Genomic DNA, 17,016 nt, shown 5'->3' with positions numbered 1-17,016 from the left:
GACAAAATGACAAACATCGTGTTGAATAACCCCAATGGGTAAAGATACGATAACAAAGCTCAAATAAGGAGCTGTCCCTTGCGTTATTCATCACGAGGGACTGCTCCTTATTGTGCCATAAAGGAGGTAATTGCAATGACAAAGCAACAATGGGAAAATCGAATCGCCTATCTAGGACCAGAAGCATCATTTACATACTTAGCAACAAAGGCTACTTTTCCAAATGAGTGGCTTGTACCGTGTGCCACGATTCCAGAATGTATAGAGGCTGTTGCAGAGGGAAAGGTAGATTTAGCTGTCGTGCCGCTAGAAAATGCGCTAGAGGGCTCTGTATCATTAACATTAGATTACTTATTCCATGAGGCAACACTTTATGTAACTGGAGAGTTATTGCTGAAAATTCAGCAGCATTTAATGGTCAATAAAGCGCAGAAGGATGATTGGCAGTCAATCGAAGGTGTTTTTTCTCATCCGCATGCACTAGCTCAATGTCATAAATATTTATTTTATCGTTTTAGTCATGTACCATTACATCAAACAACTTCAACTGCAGCAGCAGCGAAATATGTATCAGAGAATCCACAAGAGTGTATAGCGGCAGTCGGTAATGCAGCCGCGGCGGAAAAGTATGGTCTTGAAATAGTGGAGCAGAATATCCATGATTTTCATTTTAATCATACACGATTCTATGTACTGTCTAAGCAAAATAAACGATTGCCACAAGAGCTATCAGATGGGCAAGCAAAAACAACATTTATGATTACTTTACCAACAGATCGTTCAGGTGCATTACATCAGGTGCTTTCTGTTTTTGCATGGCGTCAGCTAAATTTAAGTAAAATTGAATCACGTCCATTAAAAACAGGATTAGGTGATTATTTCTTTATGATTGATGTATTAGCAGATGAAAAGGAACCGATGATGCGTGGGGCAATGGAAGAATTAGCTGCGCTAGGTTGCAAAGTAAAATCTCTGGGTACCTATTTTACTTATGTAACATCAGACGAAGCATAGTAATGTGAAGGAGGAGGAAAGAAGATGGGTGGGATTATTTTATTCGATGGTGTATGTAATTTTTGTGATAGCACTGTTCAATTTATCATCAAACATGATCAAGCTGGCTATTTTCAATTTGCATCGCTGCAAAGCGAGGTTGGTCAATCGCTTCTCACTCAATATCATATACCAAAGAATATTGATAGTGTAATTCTTATTGAGCAAGGGAAAGTGTCTGTTGAATCTACCGCTGCGTTAAACATTTGCCGTAAATTTGATGGATTGTGGCCTTGTTTCTATGCCTTCATCCTTGTCCCACCATTTATTCGCAATGCATTATATCGATTATTTGCAAAGCAACGCTATCGTTTGTTTGGAAAAAAAAGTGAATGCTTATTGCCTACGCCTGCTCAACGACAAAGATTTCTTTCCTGATAGGGCCTAAGGGAACGATAGTTACGGACAGAAGCCCACGCTTGATGAGACAATACTTGCATTAAAAAACAGAAAGCACCGTTTGAAATCAATTTTTCAGACGGTGCTTTTGCTATTCATTGATCTGACACTAAGTAGCCCTTTTTCTGTAAAGCTTGCTCAATTAATGTTAAAACTTCTACAGAGGGTGCTGTGATGACATGTAGATGGATGCCACCAGTGAGAGCAGATAAATAGTTGGCCTGTGTTGCATTCACACGTTCGATAAATTGTTTCACCTCATGGCGGTTGGATACCATGATAGAGGCTGTCAGTTCACCATATATTGGATGTTCGACAATGACATTTTTGACGGTTCCGCCACAGTCAACAATCGTCATTAATTCATCTTCCGTTTGCTCTGATGTATGCAAGCAAGGGAATGTTCGTTCAACGGTTTGCTGTATTTGTTCCTGATGCATATAAAGATAACCTTGGCTTGTGGCAATAATAGGCTCATTTCTTGCCTTTAATAAAGTCATATCATTGACGATTACTTGTCTAGAAACATTGGCGAACTTTGCTAAGTCTGTCCCAGTTATAGGTGCTTTATTTTTTTTTAATTGCGCTAATAGTTGCAGTCGGCGTTCTTCGCCTAACATTTTTTTCATAAGAGATCACCCCTGCTCGTAATAAAGGAATCCGCGTTCCTTATGAATTAGTGTACCATGAAGCTTTTCTAACTTGCTGAAATTTTTGTATCCAAATGAAACATTGAACATATGATACGTAGAGAGGAAGGGAGGAAAAAATTGCGTATTCATATTGTTCAAAAGGGAGATACATTGTGGAAGATTGCAAAAGAGTACGGCATTTCGTTTGAAGATTTGAAGCGGCTCAATGTCCATCTTGCCAACCCAGATTATATTGTTCCAGGCATGGAAATTATATTGCCTGAAAAAATAAACAAAGAGCCGCATAGAGATTCACATAAAGAAATGCCGAAAAAGGAAACACAAGTGCATAAGGAGACACCAAAGGAAAGTCCTAAAAAAGAGGTACAGCGACCAATGCCACCACCACCGCCAATTGTACCGCCACCACCAGCACCTATGCCAATGCCAGAACCACAAATGATACCGATACCAATACCGATGCCAATGCCAATGCAGATGCCACAACAGCCGATGTGGGTACCGCAGCCTGTGGAAATGAATTGGCACCAGCAATTGGTGATGCCACAAATGGAGCAAAATGTTACAATACCACCTGTACAAATACAGCCACCACCTGTAGCTAAACCGAAGCCAATGCCACAACCAGCACCACATCCACCAATGCATATCATGCCACAAATGCCTGCCGTACCACATTGTTCAAGTTGCCATCAGCCGATCTATCATCAGATGTGGTGGCCGATGCCAATGCAGCCGCAGGTCGAGCATTATACGATGCCACAGCAGCAAATGTCCTATGACATGCCAGATCATAAAGTTGGTGGAATGGAAGACTTTTTAGAGTCCACATCACCATTCTTCCATACGCAAGATCACCAAATGAAGCCGCAAATGGATATGATGCCTGATATGAATATGGGGCAATCCTGTGGTTGTGGCACACAACCAATGATGATGCCTGATATGAATATGGGTCAATCTTGTGGCTGTGGCACACAACCAATGATGATGCCAAATTGGCAAATGGACCCTTGTCATTGCCCGCCACCACCATGTCCGACACATTGTCCACCACCATGCCCATCAGCAACAGGTCCTTGGATGTCACCACATTATTTCCCAGGCGGGATGACGCCTTATCGATGGTGAAAAAGCATATATTGTAGAAGAAGTAAAGCCAAATATTTGGAAATATAAGTATCGATCGAAAAATTATTTTGTCAAACGTGCAAAGCAAGTGGAAATTGCAGAGAAGGTAAGAACCATTCATCGCCAATTAGGACGTATGGAACCTTCTTTGATCCTACCATTAGTTCAGAGCGATGATGAGCAGTTAATTGTGCAAATGTGGCAAGAAGGAAGCCACGGTGCTAACTTTGCGCATAAAAAAGATCGTAAGGAATCTCTTAGACTATTAATCGCTTTACATGATACACATAAAAAGATTGCGTGGCAGCGCATGCCAGGCTTGCATACCTACTCACAGCTTTTAAAATGGCAAATGCGTTATATGCGTTTTAAAAGTAGAAGAAATGAGTTTCGAACATTTTTAACGAAAGAAGAAATTGATCAAATACTGCATTATAGTGATAAGTCATTACAATTGATTGCATTGGAAGATGCACCTGAAAAAGAGATTACGCTATTGCATGGGGATGTAGTTCATCATAATTTTTTATGGTGCTCCGATGGACAATTACGTTTAATTGATTTTGATTTAGCACACCTTGGTGAAGCGGATGACGAGTATATTTTATGGTTACATCGTGTGTTACCTGCTGTAGATTATGATCTTGGAAAGATTTTTGCAGAGTTACCTGGGCTAAAACGACTGGATAAAAGAAAGCTTCATCGTTTGAAATACCCGAATGAGTTATTACGAGAATGGCTGTTTGCTATAGATTTACCACTAGAGCAACAGCTAGTATTTTTAGATTATTTAGTACCGTTTACAAAACGAGCCCTCACCTATTGGCCAAAACTGTGGTACGATATTGATAGATTTGTCAAGAAATGACCGTCAATTGGCGGTCATTTTTGTCTGCGAACGGCGTTTCGACGCTACTTTTTGTCGAGCATTCGTTCGCTATATGCTATAATCGAAGACGACGATTGTGAGGGATTATAGATGTATGATTATTTAAAAGGACAAATTACTCGTATTACACCTGAATTTATTGTGCTGGAACAACAGGGGATTGGGTGGCAACTTAATACGCCCAATCCATTTGCTTTTCGAACATCTGCCCTTGAACAACAGATATATGTTCATTTGCATGTACGAGAGGATGCACAAGTTTTATATGGCTTCCCTAATCTAGATCAGCGTGAGTTATTCCGTAAGCTTATTTTAGTGTCAGGAATAGGACCAAAGGGCGCTTTAGCGATTTTAGCTACAGGTAATCCACAACAGGTTATTAGCGCAATTGAACGAGAGGATGAAGCGTTTTTAGTGAAATTCCCTGGAGTTGGTAAAAAAACAGCACGTCAAATGATCCTCGACTTGAAGGGCAAACTTGGTTCATTATTAGATACACTGGAGTTACCTAGTGCAGAAGATGAGTTACCTTTGTTTGGTGTGAATGCGTATAAACACGAATTAGAAGAGGCCTTACTTGCCTTAATGGCACTTGGCTATTCTGAAAAAGAGCTAGAAAAAATTAAACCACAGCTAGAGGATAACGATAAACTTGAAACGACAGATGCCTTTATGAAACAAGCATTGCAACTACTGCTAAAATTAAAATAAGGAAAGGAGGAAAGGTGCATGTCTGAACGTATGATGGCAAGTGAAGCAGGGAGCTATGATGAGCAGTTTGAGTTATCTTTACGTCCTCAAAAATTAGCCCAGTACATTGGGCAACATAAAGTAAAGGAAAACTTACAAATATTCATTGAAGCGGCAAAGCTTCGCCAAGAAAGTTTAGATCATGTGTTGCTATATGGACCTCCAGGACTTGGTAAAACGACCTTAGCGGCTGTTATCGCAAATGAGATGAATGTTAACGTACGCATGACAAGTGGCCCTGCGATTGAGCGTCCAGGAGATTTGGCAGCTATTTTAAGTTCACTAGAGCCTGGGGACGTTTTATTTATTGATGAAATTCATCGCCTGCCCCGTGCTATTGAAGAAGTATTATATCCAGCAATGGAAGACTTCTGCTTAGATATTGTGGTAGGAAAAGGTCCTGAAGCACGTTCTGTACGACTTGATTTACCTCCCTTTACCCTTGTAGGTGCAACAACAAGAGCGGGTGCCCTATCAGCTCCTCTAAGAGATCGCTTTGGTGTGTTGCTGCGCCTAGAATATTATGATGACCGATCGCTTGCAGAAATTGTTGTGAGAAGTGCACATTTATTTGAGGTAGAAATAGAGCAAGTAGCAGCAATGGAAATGGCGAGACGCTCACGTGGAACACCTCGAATTGCCAATCGTTTATTGAAACGAGTGCGAGATTATGCACAAGTGCTTGGAGATGGTATGATTACGGAGGGTCTTGCACAGCAAGCACTAGAGCTGTTACAAGTAGATCCTAGAGGGCTTGATCATATTGACCATAAACTTGTAACTAATATGATTGAGCGATTCCGAGGAGGACCAGTAGGCTTAGATACTCTTGCTGCATCAATTGGTGAGGAACGGGTTACGATAGAAGATGTATACGAGCCTTATTTGATGCAAATTGGCCTTATTCAACGTACCCCGAGAGGAAGAGTAGCCACACATTTAGCCTACGAACATTTTGGATATGAGTATCCCCAACAAACATAAAGAAGGAAGTTATTTTCATGCGTGTAGAAGATTTTGATTTTGAATTACCAGAGGAGCTTATTGCCCAAACACCATTAGTCGATCGTACAGCGAGTCGATTAATGGTCGTGACACCGGGCTCAAATAAAGTGGAACACCACCATTTTGCCCATGTATTAGACGAGCTACATGCTGGAGACTGTCTTGTACTAAATGATACAAGAGTTTTACCTGCTCGTTTAATGGGTGTAAAAGAAGAAACAGGTGCCCATATAGAAGTATTGCTACTGAAGCAAATGGCTGGTACAGATGAGTGGGAAACACTTGTAAAACCAGCAAAGCGTGTAAAGGTAGGAACAGTCATCACATTTGGAGACGGTTTATTAACAGCTACATGTACAGGTGAGCTTGAACATGGCGGACGTACATTTGAATTTCAGTATGATGGTATTTTTTATGAAATATTAGAGCAACTTGGTGAAATGCCGTTACCTCCCTATATTCGTGAAAAACTAGAGGATAAAGATCGTTATCAAACCGTTTATGCCAAAGAGCGTGGTTCTGCTGCAGCACCTACAGCTGGGTTGCATTTTACAGAGGAGCTATTAGCTCAAGTGAAGGCTAAAGGCGTAGAGGTTGTCTTTATTACGCTACATGTCGGTCTTGGCACTTTCCGTCCCGTTAGTGTAGACTCGATTGAAAACCATGAAATGCATGCGGAATTCTATAGTGTTTCAGAACAAGCAGCACATACAATTAATCGCGTAAAGCGTAACGGTGGCAAGGTAATAGCTGTTGGGACAACCTCTACTCGTACATTAGAGACAATTGGTTCTAAATATGAGGGAGAAGTGCGAGCAGAACAAGGTTGGACGTCTATTTTCATCTATCCAGGCTACAATTTTACGGTGGTGGATGGGTTAATCACAAACTTTCATTTACCAAAATCAACACTAGTCATGCTTGTTAGTACGCTAGCCACTCGTGAGACCATTTTAAGTGCTTATCAGCAAGCTGTAGAAGAAAGATATCGCTTCTTTAGTTTTGGTGATGCAATGTTTATACGTCCCAAAAAATAATAGTGGATAAAATCGGAGTACTGTTTTTACTTCAGATAAGAAAGGATTATTTATTTTATGACACAACCAGCAATTCGATATGAACTACTTCATACATGTAAACAAACAGGAGCACGTCTTGGCATTGTTCATACACCACACGGTTCCTTTGAAACACCAGCATTTATGCCTGTTGGCACACAAGCAACGGTGAAGACCATGTCACCAGAAGAATTAAAAGAGATGAATGCCGGTATTATTCTGTCCAATACGTACCATTTATGGCTTCGTCCAGGTAATGATATTGTCAAAGAAGCAGGCGGACTCCATAAATTTATGAACTGGGATCGTCCAATTTTAACGGATTCAGGTGGTTTCCAAGTATTTTCACTTAGTCAATTCCGAAAAATTGAGGAGGAAGGCGTTCATTTCCGTAATCACCTCAATGGAGATAAATTATTTTTGAGCCCAGAAAAGGCAATGGAAATTCAAAATGATCTAGGTTCTGATATTATGATGGCCTTTGATGAATGTCCACCATATCCTGCGACACATGACTATATGCTGAAATCAGTTGATCGTACAACGCGTTGGGCAAAACGCTGTAAGGAAGCACATCAGCGTCCAGAGGAGCAAGGTTTATTTGGCATTATTCAAGGTGGAGAGTACGAAGATTTACGTCGCCGCTCAGCAGAAGCGTTAGTAGAACTAGATTTCCCAGGCTATGCAATTGGTGGATTATCCGTTGGAGAACCGAAAGATGTGATGAACCGCGTTTTAGAATTTACTACGCCAATGATGCCTGAAAATAAACCTCGTTATTTAATGGGTGTTGGCTCACCAGATTCTTTAATTGATGGGGCAATTCGCGGTATTGATATGTTTGACTGTGTACTGCCAACACGTATTGCACGTAATGGAACACTGATGACATCAGAAGGACGTCTAGTAGTGAAAAATGCAAAATATGCACGTGACTTTGGGCCGATTGATCCGAACTGTGACTGCTATACATGTAAAAATTATTCTCGTGCCTATGTTCGTCACCTTATTCGCACGGAAGAAACGTTCGGTATTCGTTTAACATCCTATCATAATCTACACTTCCTATTAAAATTGATGGAGCAAGTGCGTGAGGCAATTCGTCAAGATCGTCTTGGTGATTTCCGTGAAGAGTTCTTTGAAAAATACGGCTTTAATGGGCCAAATGCAAAAAACTTTTAAACTAGACGAATAGGATCATTACATGCGCTAAATTAAAAAAGGACATTAGGCATCCCCTAATGTCCATCATCCATAGCAATAGTTTTGCAAATCATTCAAAACTTTGTAAAAAGTGAATATTTCTAGCAAAATATTGTCAATCATAGAAAAAATATTAGTAATTGAGAAAATTTTTGGGCTTGTCCATCGCTTTTTAATGGTGGAATAGTCTATACTAAAAAAGTGAGATTTGGAAAGGGGGCAAGATGCTATTATGGATCAATTATTAGGATTAGCACCAATATTATTAATGTTCGTTGCAATGTGGTTTATCTTAATCCGTCCAGCTAAAAAAAGACAGCAGGAAACACAAAATATGCAAAGTAGTTTGCAACGTGGAGATAAAGTCATTACAATTGGTGGTTTACACGGTGTTATTGATGCAATTGAAGACACAGCAGTGACATTAAAAATTGCTGACAATGTACGAGTGAAATTTGACCGTCAAGCAATTGGACGAATTGTCAATGACAATCAGTAACAAAGAAGAAAAGGCTTACAATAGGCGATAGCTATATTGTAAGTCTTTTTTATACAATATTGGATGGCTGTGTTTAAGTGTTTTTTGCAGTTGCAGTTTTTAATTTATGAATGAATGCCTCATCAGTATCATTGCCATTTATCGTTATTCTGCTTAATGTAAATAGGGAATCGCCTTTTTTTACACGTTTATTTTGTATGACAAAGGCCATCTTAAAGCCAGCTTCCTTGGCTAATTTGATGGTGGAGGGTGAATAAATCCCATAAGGATAGCTTATTGCAATGGGTTCATATCCTAGCTTTTCTTTGATTATTTTTCTTGAATGAATAAAATCATTTCTTACCCTTTCTTCATATTCAGCCTGACTCTCTAGTTGCCCATTCACAATACTAGGACCATATACTGCGCCATTAGGCTTACCATTTTTTGAAGGTAATTTATAATGTAAGTCCCAAGTATGACTCTGAATTGTAATATAATCCTTCATTTCCATTAATTGATCCCAATTCATCTTTGCAGTTTCATTTGGATAGTGATTGTTTCCATTCATCTCTAGGATTCTGCTTGCAATCACAAAAATTTCTGCATGCATACCATATTTTTTCAATATCGGGTAAGCTTTTTCATAATTACTAAAATACCCATCGTCAAAAGTAATTAACACAGGCTTTTGAGGTAACGGCGCTTGGTCGTTTAAGTAATCATATAATTGCTGAGCAGAAATGGCCTGATAGCCTTCCATTTTAAGCAATTTCATTTGATTTTCAAAGTTCTTGGGTGAAATAACTGTAGTATTGTTTATATTGTCCTCTAAATGATGGTACATAAGAATAGGTATTTCCTGTTCTTGATACCCGTAAATAAGATGAGGTCTAATAAGAAAAAGGATATAAACAAAAACGAAAACAATTATTTTTTTTGTCATGTCCTCACCTTGTTTGCATGTTTATTGTGATAAGCATTTAAGCTCTATGTTAGTATGTACGAACAAGTAGGGACTATTCCTTGAAAACTGTATAAAAAACAATAAGTAAGGTCACCTTGATAGTATGGGGGTGTTTATATGGAAGAATATTACCATATTATTTTTAGAACTTGCTTTTTGTATGTGTTTATCATCATCGTTTTCCGTTTAATGGGTAAACGAGAAGTAGGTGAATTATCAGTCATCGATTTGGTCGTATTTGTATTAATTGCAGAAGTAGCAGCCTTTGCGCTAGACGATTATAAAAATCCTCTCTTTAATGCGATACTACCTATCATTATTTTGCTCTTTATTCAAATATTAAGTGCCTTTTTGTCATTAAAGTTCAAAAAAATACGTGACCTAGTGGATGGTGACCCTGCTTTATTAGTAAAAGACGGTGTTATTTTAGAGAGTGAGATGAGAAAACACCGCTATAATTTAGATGATTTATGTCAGCAATTACGAGAAAACGGAATTGCATCTGTGACAGATGTAGCGTTTGCGTATTTAGAGCCTTCAGGCAATCTTTCTGTCTATAAAAAAGATGAAAAAGCCTTTGTGTATCCATTGATTATCGACGGTGATATCCAAGAAAGACATTTATTTACTATGCATAAAGATGTGGAATGGCTAATGGGTGAGCTAGCAAAAAATAATATTACTGACAGTGAAACGGTATTTTTTTGTATTTGGGAAGACAATAAGCTGCATATCCAATTAAAGGAATCCTAGACTTTCTTCGCTAATTTTTTAATGTAACGGAAATCGGTAATACGCAACTGATTGGTAAATAATAAAAAGGTGAATAGCAAAAATAATGTGACACCACTACTTAAAATAAATGGTAGGGATAGTATCGGAATAAGGAAATACTGGGCGACGCAAACAGCAATAAAACAACTATAAGGCACAACAAACATTCTGAAGCCAGCGCGCAGGTTTTTACGTTGTCTAACTGTTGCAATATGCAAGAATGACGTTAGTAAAACCCCAAAGCCAATAGCTACAACGGCTCCTTTTTCCTGGATACCTGGTTGAGAGGCAAGTACAAACATTACAAATAGTTTACCTAGCCCACCATAGATGGAATTCATCATGGCAGCTCTTGCCTCACCAATTGCTTGTAAGATGGAGTGTAGAGGACTTTGAATATAATAAAAATAAAAAATAGGTGCTAAAATTTTAACGTACCCACGATTTTCTTCTAAATGAAAAAGCTTCATAGCTAATTCATCTCCATGCACAAAGAAATACGTAGCAGCAAAGCAACCCACTAGCGAAGACAATCTTAGGGACACCGAAATTCGTTCCTGTAATAGCGGGATGTGCTGACGAGCGACGGCATCACTAACAGCTGGAATCAGCACAATCGATAAGGCTGTTGATACAAACGCAGGAAATAACAGTAATGGCACCAAAACACCGGAGATGACACCATATAAAATAGTGGCAGCAGAGGCGGTTAAACCGGCCACAGTTAATGCTTTTAAAAAGATAATCGGCTCTAAAAACCAAGTGAAAGAACCAAAAAGCTTACTGCCTGCAGAGGGAAGGGCAATACGCAACATTGGTGATGCAGGATACCCTTCAATTTTAGTTTTTCGTGTCAGTAATTTCTTTTTGGAAACGATATAGTGTAGCCATAAGTACAAGAATGCTACAACTTCGGCTAGCAGTGTAATGCCCATTGCCGCCGCAGCTGTGACAGCAGCATTATTGTAATTAGCCACATAGGGTAGCATTAAAGTAATAAAGCTAATACGTACAATTTGTTCGATCATTTGTGCCCATGCTGTCGGTGTTATCTTAGCAACACCTTGTAAATAGGCACGTAATAAACCAGATCCAACTGATACTGGTACAGCAAAGAGTGCAATCCATAGTGTAAATGTTGTCTGTTCATTATGTAATAGAGTTGTTGAAATATATGGTATTGTTAGTGCAACGAGTGGCATAAAAATGATCATGCCAATGAATGACCAAAGAATGGCTGTACGCATGACACCAAAGATGTTCTCACGTTTATTTTTTGCTAGTAGTTCAGCCACTATTTTAGCAACAGCGATAGGTAGTCCTAGTTGAATGAGTGAGATGAAGAAAATAAACGCTGGATAGACGGTCATATAAATACCGACAGCCTCTTCACCAGCAATCCGCATAAATTGCATTCTATAAAAGAAGCCAAAAAGTTTAGATAAAAAAATCACAAACATTAAAAATAATGTACCTCGTACAAAAGAACTCATGCCATCCGTCCCTTCTCAAGCCGCAAAAATTCATTTACACTATTTGTATGCAAGCATGTCTTACGTTACGACTTTGATTGGAGATGATTCAAAATGAGTATGCAATATGAGCAACTATTTGAAAAGATTCGTCCGGCAATTGATAGTAAGATAGCAGAGTTCCAGCATTATCAATATAATGCTATTACAGCCGAAGAACTCTGGCGCTACTGTATTGAAAAAAAATGGCGTAAAAAGAAAGTTGAGCAACTACGTTTACATGAAGTTATTTCTACCATTTTTTCGGTATCACCATCTGATATCGTCTCATTTAATCAAGTAGAGTTTTTACAAAGTAATAATTGGTTTGAAGAAGTGAATACAGACGAGTTACAATTACTGCTTGGTCCAGTCAGAACGTAATCAATGATGTGTCAAATTTTACAATAATTCTAAGAATCCTATACGTGTTGAATTGACACCAAGCGCAACCTGTTTCATAATAAGTGTGTTGCGCTTTTTTTATTTTGAATAAGTTCTTACTTACATAAGTCTTCATTGCTTTTATTGACATTTAGAAGGCTAGTACCTAATAATACTAAGATAAACTTGCGCGTTATGAACGATTGAAATAAGTAAAGCAACCTTTTTGAAGCACAGGTAACACGATTCTAGATGAAAAGGAGGATTAAACGTTTCAAAAGGTATGCTAGTTACTTGTTTGGCGTGTAAGGACAGCCCTTACACCAATTCGAGGAGGATTTATTAATGAAACTAAAAAGTCGTATAGTTGCATTCCTACTGATTATCGTGCTATTGGCAGCAGGTATTAGTACGACTGTAAACGGCGTCTTAAAGGACATCAAGCTTGGTCTTGACTTACAGGGCGGGTTTGAAGTGCTTTACGAGGTAAATGAATTAAAAGAAGGACAAAAAATTACACCAGAAATTGTCACAGCAACATCCACTGCACTTGGTGAACGTGTAAATACGATGGGGGTTAGTGAACCGAGTATTCAGGTTGAGGACAAAAATCGTATTCGCGTGCAATTAGCTGGTGTTGAGGATCAGGAATCGGCACGTAAGTTATTGTCTACTTCTGCGAATTTAACATTCCGTGATGTTGATGATAATTTATTATTAGATGGAGACGATTTGAAAGCTAACGGTGCTAAAGACTCTTTTGACCAACAAAATCGTCCGATTGTATCCTTAACTTTAAAAGATGCGAAAAAATTTGCTGATATAACAAGTAAAATTGCGGCAAAACCCGCAGGTCAAAATTTACTGGTTGTATGGTTAGACTTTGAAGAGGGTGTCGATTCCTATAAAGCGGAATCACAAAAGGCAAAGCCTCGCTATGCATCTGCAGCAACTGTTAGTCAAACATTAAATACAACAGATGTTATGATTAGTGGTAATTTCTCTGTTGAAGAAACAAAAAATTTAGCAGATATTTTAAATGCAGGAGCATTGCCTGTAAAACTAGATGAAATTTATTCAACTTCTGTTGGTGCTCAGTTTGGTGATGCAGCACTGAAAAGTACGATTTTTGCTGGTATTGTCGGCGTAGTAGTTATTTTCTTATTTATGCTATTCTACTATCGTTTACCAGGCTTTATTTCTATTATTACATTGGCTGTGTTCACCTTCCTAGTATTAGTGGTCTTTGACTGGATTAATGCGGTATTAACACTCCCAGGTATTGCGGCCATTGTCCTGGGTATAGGAATGGCAGTAGATGCCAATATTCTAGCGGCTGAACGTATTCGTGAAGAGCTGCGAGTAGGCTATTCCGTTAAACAAGCCTTCCAAATTGGGTCTAAACAATCTTTATCAGCCATTATTGATGCGCAGTTGACAACTTTATTAGCTGCAGCAGTATTGTTCCAATGGGGAACAAGCTCTGTTAAAGGATTTGCTACCACATTAATTATTAGTATTTTATTGAGCTTCTTAACAGCAGTTTGGGGCTCACGTGTCCTATTAGGACTACTTGTTAACAGTGGCTATTTCAACAGTCCAGCGTGGTTTGGTATTGCAAAATCCAAACAGCATAGTCTAGATGAAAATATTGGTACATTAGATTTATCAACGAAATTTGATCGATTTGACTTTGTGCATAACCGTAAGAAATTCTATACGTTCTCATTAGCCATTTTAGTGGCTGGTTTAGTGGTTCTTGGCATTTTCCGCCTGAACCTAGGTATTGATTTCTCAAGCGGTACGCGTGTCCAAATTGAATCTGACCAAACATTAACAAAAGAAGAAGTATCCAAATATCTAGATAGCATTGATTTTTCTTCAGAGGATATCATACTCTCTGGTGAGAAAAGTAATACAGCAGTCATTCGCTATAAAGATGACCTTACACAAGCAGAAATTATAGAAATTAAAAAAGAAGCTGGCGAAAAATATGGTCATGAACCAGCGGTAAGTACCGTATCGCCTACAGTTGGTAAGGAACTTGTAAAAAATGCGATTAAGGCTTTATCTCTTGCAGCAATAGGGATCATCATTTATGTGGCAATTCGTTTTGAATGGCGCATGGGTATTGGTGCAATTGTTTCATTATTGCATGATGTATTCTTAATCGTTGCCGTCTTTAGCTTCATGCGTTTAGAAGTAGATATTACGTTCATTGCAGCTGTATTAACAATTGTTGGGTATTCCATCAATGATACGATTGTTACTTTTGACCGTATGCGGGAAAACTTAAATCGCTATGATACCATTAATGACCGTGAAGTATTGGCGAATATCGTGAATAAATCGCTACGTCAAACAATGGGTCGTTCGGTTAATACAGTATTAACTGTAATTATCGTTGTTGTAGCCCTATTAATTTTTGGTGCACCATCTATTCAAAACTTCTCTATCGCGTTATTGATTGGTTTGATTACAGGTATGTATTCTTCAATCTGTATCGCAGCTCAAATCTGGTATTCATTAAAAATTCGTGAAATGAAAAAATCAGATGGAAAGCTACACAAAAAAGAGAAAAAACAATGGGGTACAGACGAACCTACTGTATAAGATAGTTAGCAGGGAATGGGAAACGAATAGTTTTCTATTCTCTGCTTTTTTCATGCAAAAAAATGCTGCCTTTTAAAAAAGCAGCAGATTTTTCATATAGTATTTACAGTTTAAATTGCTGGATTAAGCCTTGTAGCTGTTGTGCATTTTCACTTAATTCTTCTGCGACAGTATTTACTTGCTGCATGGTCGCAACTTGCTCGTCAACAGATTCTGCAATCATATGAGAATTCGTTGCTGATTGGTTAGAAACATTGGCAATTTCCGTAACAGAAGCTGCAACCTGCTCTGCACTAGCAGAGATTTCTTCAGATGTGGCAGAAATTTCTTCAATTTGCTCTGTGAATGCAGCAACAGCAGAGGTGATGGAATAGAAAGCATCTCCAGCTTCATGAATTTTGGCTACGCCGTCCTTTACAGAAGCTAAACCATTGTCTACTGATGCTGCTACATTTTGCGTATCTGTTAGAATTTCTTTTGTAATAGCAACGATTTGGCTAGCAGATTGATTCGATTCCTCAGCAAGTTTTCGTACCTCATCCGCTACGACTGCAAAGCCTTTTCCATGTTCTCCTGCTCTTGCTGCTTCAATAGCTGCATTTAGTGCCAGTAAATTTGTTTGTGCTGAGATTGCTGTAATCACTGTTGTAATTTGTCCAATTTCTTCTGATTGCTTACTTAGTTTTTGCGTTAATGTTGCAATATCAGAAGTTGCTAGTGCGATCATATTCATCTGTTCTTTTGCTGTTGCAATCGTTGCACCACCTGTATGGGCAAGCTGAGTCAGATTTTCTGCATTATGATGAAGACTTTGAGTCGCCTCCGCAATGCGTTGGACACCTGAAGCAGTTTCATCCATTGCCACAGCACTTTGCTGAGAGGCACTAGCAGAAGAAGTGATATGTGTTACATTATCTTGAATTCGTTGAGCAATATTATCAGAAGTTGCGGTTACTTCCTCTGTACTAGCAGAAAGCTCTTCTGAAACAGCCGATAAATGGGATGCGCTATCTTGAATGTTAGTCATTAAACCAGCTAGATTTTGTTTTAATGTATTGACTGCATTTGCAAGTGTACCGATCTCATCTTTTGATTGATGGTCAAGCTCCGCAATTGTTAAATCACCTTGTGCTAATGTATCTGCTGCTCCAATTACCTTGCGTAGGGGCAGGACAATGGAGGCTTTGACCATATGCATAAAATATAAACCAATAATAATACTTGCAAGGAGAAGGCTAATAGCAATGATAATAGCGCGTGAAACGGTTTGATTAACAGATTGGTCAACATTTTGAAGCTGTTCATCGTGATAAGCTAATAATTCAGTTGTTAACTTAAAAATGTCCTTATTGTATTTTGTAACATCATTATTGATGATAGAGAGTGCTAGATCCATGTTGCCACTATTAAACGCTTGTAAAGCTTTCTGTGAATTTGATAGTAACTCTTTTTGCAATTCCGTAATTTGCTGCATAATATTTTTTGTATAATCTGATCGAACAATAGTAGAAAGTTCATGAACTGTTTCAGGTAACAACTTTTCATAGCGCTCTAAATTGGCCTTAGCTGTTTCGTCCTTCTTATTTAAAATATAGGAGCGTAAAAATAAACCTTGAGATGCAAGTTGTTGTTGGATTTTATCTGTTAATTGGATTTGTACCATCCGATGCTTCAATACTTCTTCTAAATCATTCTGTGTTGTTTTAAATTGAATAAATGATACGATGCTTGAGATAAAAAGTAAACATGTTAAGGAAATGAATCCTATATTTAATTTTTTTCGAACGGACATAAACTTCCTACTTTCTTTTATTATATGGAAAAAATTGATGTTCTGAAATTACTATAACTTGATATATTTACATGGTCAATAGTCAAGAGATTTTCAATCGTAGGAAATCTTATTCTCCAATAAGTTTTTATAGAAGGATAATATACCTACTTTTGATTCTGCTGATAAAATAGGAATTTTAACTGTTTTCGTCAGAATTGATTGACAATAGTATTGGATTGGCATAAAATTAAGGCTAACTTTTTGTTCGGTAAAGGTAGAAGGTCTCGGGAGCGAGGTCAGCCGCAGAACAGATGAGCTGAGTTTAGATGAGAATAGCTGAGAAATTGTTGAATAAGAGTAGTAGCCTAAGTGTG

At 38.4% G+C, this 17,016-nt stretch carries 16 protein-coding genes and 1 other annotated feature (1 of these 17 running past the window's edge); of the genes, 12 read left to right on the top strand and 4 right to left on the bottom strand.

What is annotated here, in order from left to right; all coding sequences use genetic code 11:
- Positions 1-135 precede the first annotated feature (135 nt).
- Complete coding sequence (gene pheA / locus LCP48_RS16400) at positions 136-1,014, top strand: prephenate dehydratase (protein WP_004226680.1); 879 nt, start codon at positions 136-138, stop codon at positions 1,012-1,014.
- 24 nt (positions 1,015-1,038) lie between these two features.
- The gene (locus tag LCP48_RS16395) at positions 1,039-1,431 is read left to right on the top strand and encodes a thiol-disulfide oxidoreductase DCC family protein (protein WP_004226682.1); all 393 of its coding nucleotides are present in this window, start codon (positions 1,039-1,041) and stop codon (positions 1,429-1,431) included.
- A gap of 116 nt (positions 1,432-1,547) precedes the next feature.
- Here LCP48_RS16395 and LCP48_RS16390 read toward each other — a convergent pair whose 3' ends face one another.
- Positions 1,548-2,081, bottom strand: a complete 534-nt coding sequence (locus tag LCP48_RS16390; protein WP_009373670.1) for a transcription repressor NadR — start codon at positions 2,079-2,081, stop codon at positions 1,548-1,550.
- A gap of 141 nt (positions 2,082-2,222) precedes the next feature.
- Between LCP48_RS16390 and LCP48_RS16385 the strand changes: the two genes are divergently transcribed.
- From LCP48_RS16385 to yajC, 7 genes are all read left to right on the top strand, one after another.
- Positions 2,223-3,236, top strand: coding sequence for a LysM peptidoglycan-binding domain-containing protein (locus LCP48_RS16385; RefSeq protein WP_225340385.1), 1,014 nt, complete (start codon positions 2,223-2,225; stop codon positions 3,234-3,236).
- A gap of 88 nt (positions 3,237-3,324) precedes the next feature.
- On the top strand, positions 3,325-4,104 hold the full coding sequence (locus tag LCP48_RS16380) for a phosphotransferase (protein ID WP_009373667.1): 780 nt from the start codon (positions 3,325-3,327) through the stop codon (positions 4,102-4,104).
- Between the two features lie 111 nt (positions 4,105-4,215).
- A complete protein-coding gene (ruvA, locus tag LCP48_RS16375; protein WP_004226690.1) occupies positions 4,216-4,836 on the top strand; it encodes a Holliday junction branch migration protein RuvA in 621 nt (206 codons plus the stop codon).
- An 18-nt stretch (positions 4,837-4,854) separates the two neighbouring features.
- The gene (gene ruvB, locus LCP48_RS16370; RefSeq protein WP_004226692.1) at positions 4,855-5,859 is read left to right on the top strand and encodes a Holliday junction branch migration DNA helicase RuvB; all 1,005 of its coding nucleotides are present in this window, start codon (positions 4,855-4,857) and stop codon (positions 5,857-5,859) included.
- Positions 5,860-5,876: 17 nt separating this feature from the next.
- Entirely contained in the window at positions 5,877-6,917 is a 1,041-nt protein-coding gene (gene queA, locus LCP48_RS16365) for a tRNA preQ1(34) S-adenosylmethionine ribosyltransferase-isomerase QueA (protein WP_004226694.1), read from the top strand.
- Positions 6,918-6,974: 57 nt separating this feature from the next.
- Positions 6,975-8,120, top strand: a complete 1,146-nt coding sequence (gene tgt, locus LCP48_RS16360; RefSeq protein ID WP_004226695.1) for a tRNA guanosine(34) transglycosylase Tgt — start codon at positions 6,975-6,977, stop codon at positions 8,118-8,120.
- 253 nt (positions 8,121-8,373) lie between these two features.
- Positions 8,374-8,640: a preprotein translocase subunit YajC gene (gene yajC / locus LCP48_RS16355; protein WP_004226696.1), complete on the top strand. Its 267-nt coding sequence runs from the start codon at positions 8,374-8,376 to the stop codon at positions 8,638-8,640.
- Positions 8,641-8,713: 73 nt separating this feature from the next.
- Here yajC and LCP48_RS16350 read toward each other — a convergent pair whose 3' ends face one another.
- On the bottom strand, positions 8,714-9,565 hold the full coding sequence (locus LCP48_RS16350; protein ID WP_004226697.1) for a polysaccharide deacetylase family protein: 852 nt from the start codon (positions 9,563-9,565) through the stop codon (positions 8,714-8,716).
- Between the two features lie 138 nt (positions 9,566-9,703).
- Between LCP48_RS16350 and LCP48_RS16345 the strand changes: the two genes are divergently transcribed.
- On the top strand, positions 9,704-10,339 hold the full coding sequence (locus LCP48_RS16345; protein WP_004226699.1) for a DUF421 domain-containing protein: 636 nt from the start codon (positions 9,704-9,706) through the stop codon (positions 10,337-10,339).
- Here LCP48_RS16345 and LCP48_RS16340 read toward each other — a convergent pair.
- On the bottom strand, positions 10,336-11,853 hold the full coding sequence (locus tag LCP48_RS16340) for a putative polysaccharide biosynthesis protein (RefSeq protein WP_004226701.1): 1,518 nt from the start codon (positions 11,851-11,853) through the stop codon (positions 10,336-10,338). The two genes, LCP48_RS16345 and LCP48_RS16340, sit on opposite strands and share 4 nt — an antisense overlap.
- A 93-nt stretch (positions 11,854-11,946) precedes the next feature.
- On the opposite strand from LCP48_RS16340, the gene LCP48_RS16335 reads away from it, so the two are divergent.
- A complete protein-coding gene (locus LCP48_RS16335) occupies positions 11,947-12,255 on the top strand; it encodes a post-transcriptional regulator (protein ID WP_004226703.1) in 309 nt (102 codons plus the stop codon).
- A gap of 345 nt (positions 12,256-12,600) precedes the next feature.
- Positions 12,601-14,868: a protein translocase subunit SecDF gene (secDF, locus tag LCP48_RS16330; RefSeq protein WP_216485525.1), complete on the top strand. Its 2,268-nt coding sequence runs from the start codon at positions 12,601-12,603 to the stop codon at positions 14,866-14,868.
- A gap of 103 nt (positions 14,869-14,971) precedes the next feature.
- On the opposite strand, the gene LCP48_RS16325 is transcribed toward secDF, so the two are convergent.
- Positions 14,972-16,660: a methyl-accepting chemotaxis protein gene (locus LCP48_RS16325; RefSeq protein WP_004226707.1), complete on the bottom strand. Its 1,689-nt coding sequence runs from the start codon at positions 16,658-16,660 to the stop codon at positions 14,972-14,974.
- 320 nt (positions 16,661-16,980) lie between these two features.
- Positions 16,981-17,016 (top strand) — a binding site (T-box leader) (it continues 201 nt past the right edge of the window).

Source organism: Lysinibacillus capsici (genome assembly GCF_020217405.1).
Taxonomy (GTDB): Bacteria; Bacillota; Bacilli; order Bacillales_A; family Planococcaceae; genus Lysinibacillus; species Lysinibacillus capsici.
The sequence above is the reverse complement of the archived record's forward strand: the minus strand, read 5'-3'. Positions and strand labels throughout refer to the sequence as shown.

Bases quoted from the DNA above. Each gene is read 5' to 3' on its own strand.
- pheA (WP_004226680.1), top strand. From the start codon at position 136: ATGACAAAGCAACAATGGGAAAATCGAATCGCCTATCTAGGACCAGAA.
- LCP48_RS16395 (WP_004226682.1), top strand. From the start codon at position 1,039: ATGGGTGGGATTATTTTATTCGATGGTGTATGTAATTTTTGTGATAGC.
- LCP48_RS16390 (WP_009373670.1), bottom strand. From the start codon at position 2,081: ATGAAAAAAATGTTAGGCGAAGAACGCCGACTGCAACTATTAGCGCAA.
- ruvA (WP_004226690.1), top strand. From the start codon at position 4,216: ATGTATGATTATTTAAAAGGACAAATTACTCGTATTACACCTGAATTT.
- ruvB (WP_004226692.1), top strand. From the start codon at position 4,855: ATGTCTGAACGTATGATGGCAAGTGAAGCAGGGAGCTATGATGAGCAG.
- queA (WP_004226694.1), top strand. From the start codon at position 5,877: ATGCGTGTAGAAGATTTTGATTTTGAATTACCAGAGGAGCTTATTGCC.
- tgt (WP_004226695.1), top strand. From the start codon at position 6,975: ATGACACAACCAGCAATTCGATATGAACTACTTCATACATGTAAACAA.
- yajC (WP_004226696.1), top strand. From the start codon at position 8,374: ATGGATCAATTATTAGGATTAGCACCAATATTATTAATGTTCGTTGCA.
- LCP48_RS16350 (WP_004226697.1), bottom strand. From the start codon at position 9,565: ATGACAAAAAAAATAATTGTTTTCGTTTTTGTTTATATCCTTTTTCTT.
- LCP48_RS16345 (WP_004226699.1), top strand. From the start codon at position 9,704: ATGGAAGAATATTACCATATTATTTTTAGAACTTGCTTTTTGTATGTG.
- LCP48_RS16340 (WP_004226701.1), bottom strand. From the start codon at position 11,853: ATGAGTTCTTTTGTACGAGGTACATTATTTTTAATGTTTGTGATTTTT.
- LCP48_RS16335 (WP_004226703.1), top strand. From the start codon at position 11,947: ATGAGTATGCAATATGAGCAACTATTTGAAAAGATTCGTCCGGCAATT.
- secDF (WP_216485525.1), top strand. From the start codon at position 12,601: ATGAAACTAAAAAGTCGTATAGTTGCATTCCTACTGATTATCGTGCTA.
- LCP48_RS16325 (WP_004226707.1), bottom strand. From the start codon at position 16,660: ATGTCCGTTCGAAAAAAATTAAATATAGGATTCATTTCCTTAACATGT.